Source organism: Streptomyces sp. NBC_00080, from assembly GCF_045041255.1.
Taxonomy (GTDB): Bacteria; Actinomycetota; Actinomycetes; order Streptomycetales; family Streptomycetaceae; genus Streptomyces; species Streptomyces coriariae.
The window spans coordinates 2,468,290-2,482,904 of the sequence record NZ_CP108235.1; the positions used below are offsets into that span (position 1 = coordinate 2,468,290).

A 14,615-nucleotide genomic window follows, 5' to 3' on the forward strand; every position below is an offset into this window, starting at 1 on the left:
GGTAATCGGTTCCGGAATCATTCGGCCCGCGGCCCGGGCGGCCCAGCTGCGCAGTGGTCGACGACGGCGGGTCGGGAAACCGGTATCGAAATCCCCTCGTGTGGCGGTTCGTGAGGTCGTTTCGCCGGATACGCGGCGGGGCGGAAAGCGGTGTCGAAGCGCTTACCGCGCTCATGCCGCCGCCCCGCCGAGCAGTCGTCGTTCGTCCCACCAGGGAGGGGTCTCGTCGGTGAGCGGGGTGAGTTCGACGAGGGTGATCTCGTGGCGGGACAGGGTGAGGTCCAGTTCGGCGCGGCCCGCCGGGGTGGTCAGCCGCCGATGGCTGCGGACGGGTTCGGCGGCCTCGTGCAGGATGTCCAGTTGCCCGGACCGTGGTGAGCGTGGGCTGCCCATGTGCCGCCAGGCGGCGTAGGCGTTTCCGTGCTCGTCGTCGACGGTGGACCGGCGGACGAAGACCTCACGCGCCACGACCGGGAGGGACAGCCGCAGCGCATGGCGCCCGGGGCCGGGGGTCTCGCCGGTCGGGTCGACGGGCGCCCAGGCCAGGAGTGCGATCCGGCCGTCGGGGTGGCGGGTGACCAGGTGGTCGTCGCCGCGCGCGAGCAGGTCGGGGCCCATCCGCGCCATGAACGCGTACAGGTGGTACGTCGGTTTCTTGATCTGCCGGTGGGTGAGCAGCCCGAACCCGCCGTGGAAGAGAGCCGTGGGGACACCGGTTTCCTCGAACATGTCGCTGAACGTCCAGTACGAGAAGGATTCGGCGAAGTCACCGCCGTGTGCGAGGACCGGCGCCAGGTAAGCGGCATGGAAAGCGGTGTCATGGATCGGGTTGTCCGGACGGTAGGAGGAGTTGAACTCCGTGATGTGCACCGGTAGCTCGGCCAGCCGCGTTCCCTTGAGGAGTGCGCGGGGTGTGGCGAACTGGTCGAGCAGGCCGGAGGCCGGGGCCAGGGTCTGATGGACGCCGAACGGCACGTGCTGCGCGGGACCGGAGGTGTAGGCGTGCTTCGACACGAAGTCGACGGGCACGTCCCGAAGCTCTGCGAACTCCGCGAACCGCTCCAGCCAGTCGTCGGCGCCCGGGGAGATGGCCGGGCCCCCGACCTGGAGGCCGGCGTCCACCTCCTTCACCGCGTGGGCGGTGACCTCGTACAGACGGTGATAAGCCTGTTCGTCCGCGTCCTGCCAGAAGTCGGGCAGGTTCGGCTCGTTCCACACCTCGATCGGCCAGGTGCGAACCTCCTCGAGGCCGTAGCGGTCGACGAGGTGAGCGAGGGTGGAGAGCACCAGGTCGGCCCACTCGCGGTGTGAGCGGGGCGGGGTGACATTGCCCCGCCACCAGAAGACCGTCCGGCTTCCCGAGGCCAGTTCCGCGGGCATGAAGCCGAGCTCGAGAAAAGGGCGGATGCCAACCGACAGAAAGGCGTCGACGACCTGGTCGACGTAGGTGAAGGAGTGGTGGGTGCGGCGGGTTCCCTCGTGGTCGTACAGGCGGTGCACGCCCATACCGTCGCTGAGCAGGCCGTGGCCGCGAATGTAGCGGAAACCGATTTCGCGCTGGATCAGAGCGAGGGAGTCCTGGTAGTCACGACGCAGGGCGAGTTCGATCCGTCCGGTGCCCACACAGAAACGCCAGGCGTCGGAGAGTCGTCCTGTCGGCTCGGCGGGAACAGTACTCACCCGTTCTCCTTCTTGAAGCGTTCACGCGCCTTGTTGTGCAGGCCGACGAGCTGATCCATGTTCTTGGTCTTCAACTCGGTGACGTAGTCGTCCCATTCGGACAACGGGCGCTTGCCCATGACGAACTTGAGCGTGTTCTGGGTGACGTGGTCCCTCAGGGGCGTGTCCCACAGGGACGCCTGCTCCTGCTCCACGGACTGCAACGGGTGGGCAGGCCCGATCGGCAGTTGCTCACGTTGGGCCATCGCGTCCTGGAACTTCCTCTCGTCCGCGCTGAAGGAAGAGGAGACCAGTTCCCAGCTGCCGCCGTACGTGAAGACCCCGTTGAAGAAGCCGTAGTCCTTTTGCAGGTCCTTCGGGGCATCCGGGTCAGACCCCATGAGGGTGATGCCCGGCTCGAGCTTGTACTGGTCCCCGGCGCGGGTGTAGGTGACGTCCTGGACGCCCCACTTGGCGAACCGCTGGCCCTCGTCCGAGTACCACAGCCAGTCGACGAACTGCATCATCGCGACGAAGGTGTCGCTCTTGAGCGCCTTGCTGGAGACCATGACACCGTTTTCCAGCCGGGCGCCGCCGATCACCACCGGACCGGCCGGGCCGAGCGGCACCGGCACCATCTCGATCTTCGCTCCGCTCACCTGTTTCTCCAGGTTGTAGCGGTAGTTCTGGACCAGCTCCTGCGGATTGGCACTGATCGCGAAGGATTTCTCGCCCAACAGCTTCTGCACGGCGTCGTCGTCTGTCTGGGTGAAACTCTCCGGATCCATCAGCTTCTCGGCGACCAGTTTCCTCAGGTACTCGATCATCTGGCGGTAGCCGTCCGTGGCGCCGGTGAAGACGAACTCCCCGGCCTTCGCGTCGAAACTGATGTTGTCGTAGGTCCAGCCCGCCCTCACGCCGTACGCCTGCCCGAGGTAGCTGAGCAACGCGGCTGCGGAAAAAGGGGTGTTGGTGCTCCAGCGATCGGTGAACGGATAGCGATCGGGGTACTCGGCCTTGATCGCCTTGAAGACGTCGTACACCTCGTCCCAGGTGGTGGGCAGACTCAGGCCGAGCCTGTCGAGGATGTCCGTGCGCAAGGAGAGCGAGTAGCCGGACTTGACCTTCTCGTGCAGGCCGGGAAGAAGGTAGTACTTGCCGTCGGACTGCCTGATGGAGTCGAGTTCCGGTTCCAGCTTCCATTTTCTGACCTTGTCCTGGAAGTTGGGCATGAGGTGCACGTACTCGCTGACCGGCAGGATCGCGCCCGAGGAGACGAAGGCGACCTCCGAGGGGTGATACGTCTTGGGAATCAGGAACGGGGCGTCGCCCGCGCCGATGAGGACGCTGCGCTTCTTCTCGTAATCGCTCAGCGGGACGGCAACGGGTTTCAGCGTGATACCGGTGCGCTTGGTGAGTTCCTTCCAGAACAGCCAGCTGTCCTTCAACGGGTAGACCGGGTTGTTGTTGTGCAGGACCGAGAAGGAAAGCGGCTTCGACGCCTTGAACTGCTGGCCTGCCCGGTACTCCTTCATCGCGCCGTTCTGTTTCTTTGAGAGGTCTTTGGAGTCCTCTCCGTCGTCGCCGCTGCCGCACCCGGTGAGAGTGGCGAGGCCGATGAAGCCTGCGGCGGTGAGGATCTGACGTCGGGACAGCTGACCGGCGTTCTTCACGGATACTCCCTTGTTCCGTAAGAGGGACGACTCTCAGCCCTTGACCGCGCCGAGCATCACGCCCGAGACGAAATAGCGCTGGACGAACGGGTAGACGCAGAGGATGGGCAGCGACGTCAGTACGATCGTGACCGCCTGGATGTTGGCCCCCACCTGGCTGAGCTGCTCCGTACCGGCACCCGCGTTGCCACCCGTGGTGGCACCGGAGATGAGGTTGCGCAGATAGACGGTGGCCGGCATGAGTTCGGTCCGGTCCATGTAGAGGTACGCGGAGAACCAGGAGTTCCAGAAGGACACGGAGTAGAAGAGCACCATCGTGGCGATGACCGCCTTGGACAGCGGCAGCACGACCCTGAGCAGAATGCCGTAGGTGCTCAGACCGTCGATCTCCGCGGCTTCCTCCAGTTCGGTCGGCAGGCTCTCGAAGAACGCCTTCATCACCAGCAGGTTGAAGACGCTGATCGCGTTGGGCAGCGCGATGGCCCAGACGGAGTTCTTCAGGCCGAGGCTGGTGACCAGGACGTAGTTCGGTATCAGCCCGCCGGTGAAGAACATGGTGAACACGGCGACGCCGACGAGAACGCCCCGCCCCTTGAGGTTCCTCTTCGACAGGACATAGGCGTAACAGGTCGTCAGAGCCATGGCGATGACGGTGGAGACGACCGTGTAGAGCACGGTGTTTCCGTAGTTTCGCCAGAACATCGAGTCCTGGAAAACGATTCTGTAAGTGGTGAGGTTGAACCCCTCGGGCCACAGGGTCACCTCACCGGCGCGGATCTGACGTTCGCCGCTGAACGACCGAGCGATGATGTTGACGAAGGGATAGAGGGTCACCAGCACGACCAGGGTGAGGATCACGCCGTTCACGCCTTGGAAGACGCGGTAGCCACGCGTGGGCTGGTTCACGGAGGTGCGGGGGCGCGGAGCACGGGACGTCAGGAGGCTCACCACAGGCTCGTCCCCACCGTGCGACGCGACAACTGGTTCGCGCCGGTGACCAGTACCAGCCCGATGATCGCTTCGAACAGACCGATCGCGGCGGCGTAGCTGAAACTGTTGGACTCGACGCCGGCCCGGTAGAGGTAGGTCGAGACCACGTCGGCCGTCGGGTAGGTCAGCGGGTTGTAGAGCAGCAGGACCTTCTCGAAGCCGACCGCCAGGAACGTGCCGATGTTCAGGATCAGCAACGTGATCATGGTGGGGCGGATGCCGGGCAGGGTGACGTGCCAGATCTGCCGCCAGCGGCTCGCACCATCGATCCGGGCGGCCTCGTAGAGGTCTTCGTCGATCGTGGTGAGCGCGGCGAGGTAGAGGATCGTGCCCCATCCCGCGGTCTGCCAGATCTCCGAGCCGACGTAGATCGTGCGGAACCAGCCGGGTTCCTGGATGAACCGGACCGGATCGTGGCCGAACCAGTCCAGCACATGGTTGACCGGGCCGTCCGTGGCCAGCATCTGCATGGTGATGCCCGCGACGATCACGACCGACAGGAAGTGCGGAAGGTACGAAACCGATTGCACGAACCGTTTCAGCGAGCGTCGGCGCACCTCGTTGAGCAGCAGCGCCAGAACGATCGGGATGGGGAAGCAGAACACGAGCGTCAGTCCGCCGAGCCACAGGGTGTTGCGGAAGACCTGCCAGAACGTGGGGTCGGTCAGGAACATCCGCACATAGCGCAGCCCCACCCACTGCTCCCCCAGGATCGAACCACCGGGTTCGAAGCGGCGGAACGCGATCACGTTTCCGATCATCGGCAGGTAACGGAAGACCAGGAAGAACAGCAGCGGCAGCACGGCCAGCGAGTACAGCTGCCAGTCCCGGCGCAGCGCCCTCCGCCAGCCGCGGCGCGCGGTGACCGGACGCCCGGGACCGTGCCGGGTCTTGGGCGGCGGGTCCTGCGTTCCTGGAGGTGGGGCCGATGTGGTGGAGGTGCTCATGCTCGGGCCTCCCGGGGCGTTCTTCGAAACGCTCGATTCGCAGCGCGTGATCTCGAAACTTTCGTGCCCTTACCGGTAACTCTGCGGCAACGTAAGGGCTCACGGAAAGCGCTGTCAATGGGTGCTGCACGGCGGACTGGTGGGACGGCGCATGGTGTTGGATTCCGTCACCTGCAGGGTAGAACCGGGAAGTTGACTACTACGGTCCACCGCAAATTTCTGCCCGACCTACGCAACGATCGATCGCCCACAACCCCTGCGAGGTGCCTTCCGTGCCCGCGTTCGACCTGCCACTGCCGGAGCTGGAACGACACCGCCCCGAGCCCGACGAGCCCGACGATTTCGACGCCTTCTGGAGGGACACCCTGAAGGAGGCAGGACAGCCGGCCCCGCTGGTGTCCGTGCGGCCCGTCGAAACCGGTCTCCGCCTCACGAACACCTGGGACGTGACGTTCCGGGGCTTCGCGGGGGATCCGGTGCGCGCCTGGTTCAGCCTGCCGGCAGGCGCTCGGGAACCCCTTCCGGCGGTGGTCGAGTACGTCGGCTACGGACGTGGCCGCGGCCTCCCCCATGAGCGCCTGACCTGGGTGAACGCCGGTTACGCCCACCTGCTGATGGACAACCGCGGCCAGGGCGACCAGTACGGCAACGGGGGCGCCACCCCGGACCCGCACGCCTCCGCGCCCGGCGGCCCCGGTCCGGCCGCTCGCGGCCTCCGCTCCCCGCACGACTACCACTACCGCCGTCTGATCACGGACGCGGTACGAGCGGTGACGGCGGCTCGGGCGCTGCCCGGCGTCGACCCCACCCGCACGGTCGCCGCCGGCAACAGCCAGGGCGGCGGACTCGCCCTCGCTGTCGCGGGCCTGGTCCCCGACCTGACCGCCCTCCTGGTCACGGCCCCACTTCTGTGCGGGATCCGGCGTGCCCTGGACCTCACCGACACAGGACCGTACGGCGAGATCGCCGCCTACCTCTCCGTCCACCGGGGCACCGAAGAAGCCGCCTACCGCACGCTCTCCTACATGGAAGGCGTTTCCTTCGCCCGCCGCGCCCAGGCACCCGCCCATTTCGGCACCGGCCTGCGCGACACGGTCTGCCCGCCGAGCGGGGCGTACGCCGCGTTCAACCGGTACGGGGAGCTGCGCGGCTGCGCCGACCCTCGGAGGGAGATGCACGCGTACCCGTTCAACGGTCACGAGGGCGGCGAGGGAGAGCAGGTGGCACGCCAACTCCATTGGCTGGCGGCGACGTTTGAACAGCTGACGTCCGCATGACGTCAGGACCTTCTCGCGACAGCCGTGCGGTGCGTCACGCCAGAATCCGGGTGGTGCCGCGGTGGGTCGCTCCACACGCCGGGCCGAGGCGATCACGCGCCCCCTGCGTGAGAACGCACGAAGGCACCTGGGCACCTGGGCACCTGGGCACCTGGGCACCTGGGCACCTGGGCACCTGCAGGCGCTTCCCGGCCAGCCCGTTGCCAACTCGGTTGGCTCCTACACGCGTTGACCCGGTAAGGTCGTCCCAGCGACGTTCAGACAACGTTGTCGCATCGCGATCCCCGTCCGTGGCACCGTCCGGGCGGGGACACCCCGGACCGCCCCGCTCCCCCCTGGGGCAGGCCCGGCTCGCGGGCCCGGTGGGCGTGCGGCTCACCACCCACCGGGCCCGCCCTGAGCTGCTCTTTCTCAGCCGACCCTGCAGGGAAGGCTCGTCGCACTGTCGCCGCCCGAACCGGAGACGACGTATCCGAACGTCGCACTCTGACCCGGACTCAACGAGCCGTTCCAGTCGGCGTTGTGGACCATCACCGCCTGGCCGTTGTACGTGGCGTTGCCGCTCCACAGACTGGCCACCGACTGACCCCCGGGCAGCGTCCAGTCGACCATCCAGCCGAGCATCGGAACGTCCCCGGAGTTGGTGACGGTCACCTCGGACTGGTAGCCACCGGTCCAGCTGTTGGTGGTCCGCCGAGTGGCCGTGCAGGTACCGGGAACGGGTTCGGTCGGGTTGCCCGGTTCATGGATGCCGGTTACCTCGCCGTTTCCGCCGTCGAAGACGACGTCGGAGCAGGAGTAGAAGGTCTCGGCACTGTCCGAGCGCTGCCAGACCATGTAGATGATGTGCCGGCCGGACTTGTTCGCCGGGAGTTGGCCGGTCCAGGAGTAGTTGGCCTCCACCGTGCCCGGGCTGCCGTTCAGCGGCGGGTGGTCGACGGAGAGGAAGGGCTGGCTCTCCATCGCGTCCCAGGTGAGGGTCTGGGTCGGGTCGAAGCCGTCCTTGGTGACATACACGTAGAACCAACCCGGGTGCGCGGCCCAGGCGTTGTAGGAGAAGTCGACGCTCGCGCCCGACGTGAGGTGGGTGAGCGGCCAGTCGCTGCGGGCCGCATTGAAACCGGTGAAGTTGGTGTTGCCGCCGCTGCACAACTCGCCGTCCGGCACGAAACCGCGGGTGCGGCCGGCGCCGTCGGAGCGCAGCACCGAGAACCAGTTGTAGAACGGCGTGGTACCGCTTACCTGCTGTGCGTTCTTGCAGGCGGGGTTGACCGGCTTGATCTCACCGGTATCGGTCAACCCGTCCTGCCAGCACAGGAACGTGCGGCTGCCGGGTTTCATGGGGGTGCCGTGAGCCTCGGCCTTGCCGCCGGCCGTGACGATCAGGCCCAGGGCGGGGACGGTGGCCAACAGGGCGAGGAGGACGAGGAGGAGGGCCCGGGTGCGTAACCTCGACCGTGGGTTTGGCGTGATCATGTCAGATTGCATGGCAATGGAGTCCGCCTTCCGTGTACGGACCGTGCGTGCATGGAGTGCACTGCGGATGCGGGTGTGGGGGCGTGAAGTGGGAGCCTCACGGACCCGAGCCCGACAGGTTCCGGTCCGCCGGGCACGAGCAGATATGGGAGCGCTCCCACTTCACCTGTGGCGGAAGGTAGCGCCGTACGGCCCACTTGTAAACGGGCGCGTACGGCGCTGCTGCGAAACGTCGGCTGTCAGTGGTGGTGCGGCGACGTCCGGAGGTGCTGGCGCAGGAGCTCCTTGCCGTAGTCGTTGCCGTTGGGTGTGCGGGGACCACGCAGTGCAGATGCCGCTGCGTCGGGGCCCGCCATTGGTCTCGCCGTACGGCGAGCCGAACGCGAACGGCGACTGGCAGTCGACCTCGATCCAGATGACCGGGCTCTGGATCCGGCAGTAGAAAGCGGATTCGGCGGCCGTTCCTCCCATCCAGGCGAAGTAGGTCTCGGCGAGATACTTCCTGATCTCGGCCTTCTGGACCTTGGCGATGTCGTCCCTGGCCTTGCCGACAAAACGGCCGGCGTGAGCGCGTCGACCGGTTTCGGGCTGCGGTTCCGCCTGCGGTTCCAGTTCCCCGGTGGTGGAATCGGTCATCTCCGCTGGCTCCCTTCGTCGTTGGCACGTCCGTGACGGAGTGCCGGGCCGGGGACGACTTTGGGCACGGACTCTGAGGGAAAACTGAAGAGGTGGCTTTTGGAACACGAGGAATACACGGGAACTCGGCAATTCGTCGGAGTGTTGCCACAGGAACAGGGCCGATCGGCTGTTCCTGCCGTTTCCTTGTACGACCCGCTGTGGTGGCCCGACCCGCCGAGACGATCGATGTGGCCGGCGTTGTCGATGTGATCGATGTGATCGATGAGAGCGACGTGATCGACGTTGTCGAATCGTCGTCGTGGAGAGCGGCTTCCTGGCGGCTGAGCATGGAGATCGGGCTGAGGGAAGTCCCGCGTGGTGTGGCGGGGCCTGCGGAATCGAGCGCCTCGGCGGCGCTTCAGCTCATCGCACCGACACCCGTGGACTCCAGGTCAGGGTGTCCGCGCCGGTCTCCCCCGCGAGCGGCAGCTCCACCGTGAACTCCGTGCGGCCCGGTTCGCTGTGCACGTCGATGTGACCGCCATGGGCCGACGTGATCGCCGCGACGATGGCGAGGCCGAGGCCGGCGCCGCTGCCTGCGGTGGCTCGGGCCCGTGACGCGTCGGCGCGGGTGAAGCGTTCGAAGACCGTCGGGAGGAGGTCGGGCGGGATGCCGGGGCCGTCGTCCCGGACGCGCACCGCGCACATGCCCCGTCGTGCCTCCACCACCGCCACGACACTCGTGCCAACGGGTGTGTGCACACGTGCGTTGGCCAACAGGTTGGCGACCACCTGGTGGAGGCGGGCCTCGTCGCCGAGGACCAGGGGCGCCTCGTCGAGGCACAGCTCCAGTCGCCAGTCGTGACCGCTGCCCGCGACCCGGGCGTCCCACACCGTCTCGGCGACGAGCGCCGCGAGGTCCACCTCGGCAGATTGCAGGGGTCTGCCCTCGTCCAGCCGGGCGAGCAGCAGCAGGTCCTCCACCAGACCCGTCATACGTGCCGACTCGGCCGTCACCCGGCGCCAGGCCAGGCCCGGTTCGATGCGGTCCGTGCCCCGGTTCATCAGCTCCGCGTATCCGGCGATGGAGGCGAGGGGGGTGCGCAGTTCGTGGCTGGCGTCGGCCAGGAAGCGGCGCATGCGTTCCTCGCTGCGGCGCATCCGCTCCTCGCTGCGCTGGCGTTCGGCGAGCGAGGACTCCACGTGGTCGATCATGCGGTTCAGGGCTGCGCCCACCTGACCCGCCTCGCTGCCGGGGTCGGTGTCCCGTTCGGGAACCCGGGTGAGACCGGTTACCTCGCCGCGGCAGAGCGGGGCGTGCGAGACCTCGACGGCGGTGGCGGCGACCCTGCCGAGGGGGCGCAGCTGGCGTCGTATGACCACCGCGCAGACACAGCCGGCCACCGTCAGGCCCGCCGCGGCGACGACCGCTTCCACGACCACCAAGCCGCCGATCATGTCCTGGACGTCGTCCATCGGGAGTCCGGTGAGAACGCGTACACCGTTGTTGTCGAGCGCGGTGAAGCGGTAGGTGCCCAGGCCGGGGACCGTCCTGGTGTGCAGGCCGCCGTCGGTCGCGATGCCTTTCAGGGCCGCGATCTGTGTTTCCGTGAGGTTCTGCGGCGGGGCGTCCTGGCCCACCGTCGCCGCCGCCAGGACGCTGCCGTCCGCGTCCAGACGGGCGGCGAGCATCCCGGCCGGATGGCCGCTTTCGTTGAGAAAGGTGAGGTCCTGCGTCAGGTCCGGGTGGAGGGAGGCACCGCCCAGGCTGCGTTCCGCGGCGTTGGTGACACGATCGTCCAAGTTGCCGAGCAGGTAGGCGCGCTGGGCGAAGACTGTGGTGAGTGCCATCACCGCGCACACGGCGACGAGTACGACGCTGATGAAGACCAGGAGACGGGTGCGCAGGGAACCACCCCGCGGACGGGCATCCGCCCTGCGGAAATCCCAGCGTCGGTCCCTCCCAGGGCGGACACCCCCAGGGCCGGCATCTGCCGAACCGACGTCGGTCGGACGGACGTCGGCCGAACGGGCGTCGGCAGGACGGACATCCCTCGGACCGGCACCCTGCGGGCGGACGTCACTCGGACGAGTCCTCATCTTCCGTCCTCCACCGGCCTGATGGCGTACCCCAGTCCGCGCACGGTGTGGATCATGGGTGGGCGGCCGCGGTCGAGCTTGCGGCGCAGGCTCGAGATGTACACCTCGACGAGGTTTCCGCCGCCGTCGAAGGAGCTGGTCCAGACGTGGTCGAGGATCTGTGTCTTGCTCAGGACCTGCCGCGGGTGCTCCATCAGCAGGCTGAGCAGTTCGAACTCCTTGGCGGTCAGGGTGATCCGCGAACCGTCCCGGTGCACCTCGCGGGACTCGCCGGTCAGCACCAGGTCGCCGAGGACGCGTACGGAGTCGTCGGTGCGGGTCCGTTCGGCGCCGGACCGGCGCAGCAGCCCGCGCAGGCGCAGCACGACCTCCTCCAGTGAGAACGGTTTCGTGACGTAGTCGTCGGCCCCGTTCGCCAACCCGTCGATGCGGAACTCCAGGGCGTCGCGGGCGGTGAGCATGAGGATGGGCAGCTCGGGGCTCTCGTAGCGCAGACGGCGCAGCACCTGGATTCCGTCGAGGTCGGGCAGCATTCCGTCGAGGACGACGGCGTGCGGGGCGCAGCCGCGCGCGATCCGGAGCGCGCTGTGCCCGTCGGCGGCCGGGTAGGGGCGCCAGCCCGCCTCGGTGACGGCCACGGAGAGCACTTCGGTGAGCGCGGGCTCGTCGTCGACGATCAGAACGCGGACCCGTCCGCTTCGGGTACCGGAGATGCCAGCCATGTCCTGATCCTGTCCCGGTTGGCTGGGGGAACCCTGTGCTCCGACTGAGCCGAAGCCGTGTGAACCGGGGTTCTTTCCATCTGTGCCGACCCGTTGCGGCGCACGGCTTTCGGTCCCAGGCCCCGGGCAGGCGTGCCAAGGGCCTGCCCAGGGCCTGCCGACTGCCCGCCGACTGCCCGCCGACTGTCGGGGCCCGAAGGGGCATCGGTACTGGTCGGCCACGAGGTCCGGCGCCCGGGGGCACGGCGAAGGGCCGCACCCCCGCTGACGGGGATGCGGCCCTCCATTTGCCGTGCCGTACTGCTTGCCGAACCGCTGCTCGATCGGTTGCGGAACCGCTTGCCGGGATCGGTTGCGGAACCGCTTGCCCGATCGGTTACTTGCGGATCAGGCTGCGCAGCACGTACTGCAGGATGCCGCCGTTGCGGTAGTAGTCCGCCTCACCGGGGGTGTCGATGCGGACGACCGCGTCGAACTCCACACCGGTGTCGGTGGTGACCTTGACCGTGGCGGGCGTGGTGCCGTCGTTGAGCTCGGTGATGCCGGCGATGGAGAAGGCCTCCTCACCGGTCAGGCCGAGGGTCTCGGCGGACTGGCCCGCCGGGTACTGCAGCGGGATGACGCCCATGCCGATGAGGTTCGAGCGGTGGATGCGCTCGTAGGACTCGGCGATGACGGCCTTGACGCCGAGCAGCGCGGTTCCCTTGGCGGCCCAGTCGCGGGACGAGCCGGAGCCGTACTCCTTGCCGGCCAGGATGACCAGCGGGATGCCCTGCTCGATGTAGTTGCGCGAGGCGTCGTAGATGAACGACACCGGCGCGTCGGCCTGGGTGAAGTCGCGGGTGTAACCGCCTTCCGTCCCCGGCGCGACCTGGTTGCGCAGGCGGATGTTGGCGAAGGTGCCGCGGATCATGACCTCGTGGTTTCCTCGGCGCGAGCCGTAGGAGTTGAAGTCACGTCGCTCGATGCCGTGCTCGGTGAGGTACTTGCCCGCCGGGGTGTCGGCCTTGATCGCGCCGGCCGGGGAGATGTGGTCGGTGGTGACCGAGTCGCCCAGCTTGGCCAGGACGCGCGCGTCGGCGATGTCGGAGACCGGGGTGGTCTCCATCGTCATGCCCTCGAAGTAGGGGGGCTTGCGGACGTAGGTCGACTCGGCGTCCCACTCGAAGGTGTTGCCGGTCGGGATCGGCAGCGCCTGCCACTGGGCGTCGCCCGCGAAGACGTCCTGGTAGGACTTGTTGAACATGTCCTCGCCGATGGCGTTCGCCACGACGTCGTTGACCTCGGCCTCGGAGGGCCAGATGTCGGCCAGGAAGACCGGCTTGCCCTCCTGGTCGACACCGAGCGCGTCGCGCGTGACGTCCACCTTCATGGAGCCCGCGAGGGCGTACGCGACGACCAGCGGCGGGGAGGCCAGGTAGTTCATCTTGACGTCGGGGTTGATCCGGCCCTCGAAGTTCCGGTTGCCGGAGAGGACCGAGGTGACCGCGAGGTCGTGGTCGTTGACGGCCTTGGAGACCTCCTCCGGCAGCGGGCCGGAGTTGCCGATGCAGGTGGTGCAGCCGTAGCCGACGAGGTTGAAGCCGACCTTGTCGAGGTACGGGGTGAGGCCCGCCTTGTCGAAGTAATCGGTTACGACCTTCGAACCCGGGGCGAGCGTGGTCTTGACCCACGGCTTGCGGGTCAGGCCCTTCTCCACGGCCTTCTTCGCGACGAGCGCGGCGGCGACCATGACGTACGGGTTGGAGGTGTTGGTGCAGGAGGTGATGGCCGCGACCGTCACCGCACCGTGGTCGATCTCGTACGTCGAGCCGTCGGGGGCGGTCACGGGGACCGGGTTGGACGGGGCGCCGTTGGGGTGGTTGGCCGGGGCGTCGGAGGCCGGGAAGGACTCCTTGCCCGCCTCGTCGGCGGAGTCGACGTAGTTGCGCACGTCCGACTTGAACTGCTCGGCGGCGTTCGCGAGGACGATGCGGTCCTGCGGGCGCTTCGGGCCGGCGATGGACGGGACGACCGTGGAGAGGTCCAGCTCGAGCTTCTCGGAGAAGTCCGGCTCGGCCTGCGGGTCCAGCCAGAGGCCCTGCTGCTTGGCGTACGCCTCGACGAGCGCGACCTGCTGCTCGGAGCGGCCGGTGAGCTTGAGGTACTTCAGCGTCTCGTCGTCGATCGGGAAGATCGCGGCGGTGGAGCCGAACTCCGGCGACATGTTGCCGATGGTGGCGCGGTTCGCGAGCGAGGTGGCGGCGACGCCCTCGCCGTAGAACTCGACGAACTTGCCGACGACACCGTGCTTGCGGAGCATCTCGGTGATGGTCAGCACGAGGTCGGTGGCGGTGGTACCGGGGGTGAGCTCACCGGTGAGCTTGAAGCCCACGACGCGCGGGATCAGCATCGAAACCGGTTGCCCGAGCATCGCGGCCTCGGCCTCGATGCCGCCGACGCCCCAGCCGAGGACGCCGAGGCCGTTGACCATGGTGGTGTGCGAGTCGGTGCCGACCAGGGTGTCGGGGTAGGCCTGGCCGTTACGGACCATGACCGTGCGAGCGAGGTGCTCGATGTTCACCTGGTGGACGATGCCGGTGCCCGGCGGGACGACCTTGAACTCGTCGAACGCGGTCTGGCCCCAGCGCAGGAACTGGTAGCGCTCCTTGTTGCGGCCGTACTCCAGCTCGACGTTCTGGGCGAAGGCGTCGTTGGTGCCGAACTTGTCGGCGATGACGGAGTGGTCGATGACCAGCTCGGCCGGGGCCAGCGGGTTGATCTTCGCCGGGTCGCCGCCGAGCTCCTTGACGGCCTCACGCATGGTGGCGAGGTCGACGACACAGGGCACGCCGGTGAAGTCCTGCATGATCACGCGGGCCGGCGTGAACTGGATCTCCTGGCTGGGCTGGGCCTGCGAGTCCCAGCCGCCGAGGGCCCGGATGTGGTCGGCGGTGATGTTCGCGCCGTCCTCGGTGCGGAGCAGGTTCTCCAGCAGCACCTTCAGGCTGTACGGAAGGCGAGCCGAGCCTTCCACCTTGTCCAGCCGGAAGATCTCGTACGACTCGTCGCCCACCTGCAGCGTGCTGCGGGCGTCGAAGCTGTTCGCCGACACGACAGTCTCCTTCATTGATGTGCGCTTACCACCGCATCCTGCCGCCACGCAGACTTGGC

General features: G+C 67.6%; 10 protein-coding genes. 1 reads left to right on the plus strand and 9 read right to left on the minus strand.

Going from position 1 to position 14,615, the window contains the following annotated elements; all coding sequences use genetic code 11:
- Positions 1 to 171: 171 nt before the first annotated feature.
- Genes OHU34_RS10770 through OHU34_RS10785 form a run of 4 tightly spaced genes read right to left on the minus strand, consistent with a single transcriptional unit; the run spans position 172 to position 5,269 of the window.
- Positions 172 to 1,680, minus strand: a complete 1,509-nt coding sequence (locus OHU34_RS10770; RefSeq protein ID WP_405766049.1) for a GH39 family glycosyl hydrolase — start codon at positions 1,678 to 1,680, stop codon at positions 172 to 174.
- Positions 1,677 to 3,332 carry an extracellular solute-binding protein gene (locus OHU34_RS10775; protein ID WP_405766052.1) on the minus strand — a complete coding sequence of 552 codons (1,656 nt, stop codon included), beginning with the start codon at positions 3,330 to 3,332 and terminating at the stop codon, positions 1,677 to 1,679. Before OHU34_RS10775 ends, OHU34_RS10770 begins: the two co-directional genes overlap by 4 nt.
- A gap of 33 nt (positions 3,333 to 3,365) precedes the next feature.
- Positions 3,366 to 4,280 carry a carbohydrate ABC transporter permease gene (locus OHU34_RS10780; protein WP_372481692.1) on the minus strand — a complete coding sequence of 305 codons (915 nt, stop codon included), beginning with the start codon at positions 4,278 to 4,280 and terminating at the stop codon, positions 3,366 to 3,368.
- Entirely contained in the window at positions 4,277 to 5,269 is a 993-nt protein-coding gene (locus tag OHU34_RS10785) for a sugar ABC transporter permease (RefSeq protein ID WP_230194391.1), read from the minus strand. Before OHU34_RS10785 ends, OHU34_RS10780 begins: the two co-directional genes overlap by 4 nt.
- Positions 5,270 to 5,541: 272 nt before the next feature.
- Here OHU34_RS10785 and OHU34_RS10790 point away from each other — a divergent pair, with 272 nt between their 5' ends.
- Positions 5,542 to 6,546, plus strand: coding sequence for an acetylxylan esterase (locus OHU34_RS10790; RefSeq protein WP_405766055.1), 1,005 nt, complete (start codon positions 5,542 to 5,544; stop codon positions 6,544 to 6,546).
- A gap of 411 nt (positions 6,547 to 6,957) precedes the next feature.
- On the opposite strand, the gene OHU34_RS10795 is transcribed toward OHU34_RS10790, so the two are convergent.
- The 5 genes from OHU34_RS10795 to acnA form a co-directional block, all read right to left on the minus strand.
- A complete protein-coding gene (locus tag OHU34_RS10795; protein WP_230194392.1) occupies positions 6,958 to 8,022 on the minus strand; it encodes a lytic polysaccharide monooxygenase in 1,065 nt (354 codons plus the stop codon).
- 162 nt (positions 8,023 to 8,184) lie between these two features.
- Positions 8,185 to 8,658 (minus strand): DUF3500 domain-containing protein, encoded by a 474-nt coding sequence (locus OHU34_RS10800; protein WP_405766058.1) that lies wholly within the window; start codon positions 8,656 to 8,658, stop codon positions 8,185 to 8,187.
- Between the two features lie 405 nt (positions 8,659 to 9,063).
- A complete protein-coding gene (locus OHU34_RS10805; protein ID WP_405766061.1) occupies positions 9,064 to 10,491 on the minus strand; it encodes an ATP-binding protein in 1,428 nt (475 codons plus the stop codon).
- A 245-nt stretch (positions 10,492 to 10,736) separates the two neighbouring features.
- On the minus strand, positions 10,737 to 11,462 hold the full coding sequence (locus OHU34_RS10810; protein ID WP_142266613.1) for a response regulator transcription factor: 726 nt from the start codon (positions 11,460 to 11,462) through the stop codon (positions 10,737 to 10,739).
- A 376-nt stretch (positions 11,463 to 11,838) separates the two neighbouring features.
- Positions 11,839 to 14,556 carry an aconitate hydratase AcnA gene (acnA, locus tag OHU34_RS10815; RefSeq protein ID WP_272493537.1) on the minus strand — a complete coding sequence of 906 codons (2,718 nt, stop codon included), beginning with the start codon at positions 14,554 to 14,556 and terminating at the stop codon, positions 11,839 to 11,841.
- Positions 14,557 to 14,615 lie beyond the last annotated feature (59 nt).

What these genes read in the sequence shown, in the direction of transcription:
- OHU34_RS10800 (WP_405766058.1), bottom strand. Translation starts at nt 8,658, where the DNA reads ATGACCGATTCCACCACCGGGGAACTGGAACCGCAGGCGGAACCGCAG.
- OHU34_RS10795 (WP_230194392.1), bottom strand. Translation starts at nt 8,022, where the DNA reads ATGATCACGCCAAACCCACGGTCGAGGTTACGCACCCGGGCCCTCCTC.
- OHU34_RS10805 (WP_405766061.1), bottom strand. Translation starts at nt 10,491, where the DNA reads ATGGCACTCACCACAGTCTTCGCCCAGCGCGCCTACCTGCTCGGCAAC.
- OHU34_RS10785 (WP_230194391.1), bottom strand. Translation starts at nt 5,269, where the DNA reads ATGAGCACCTCCACCACATCGGCCCCACCTCCAGGAACGCAGGACCCG.
- OHU34_RS10810 (WP_142266613.1), bottom strand. Translation starts at nt 11,462, where the DNA reads ATGGCTGGCATCTCCGGTACCCGAAGCGGACGGGTCCGCGTTCTGATC.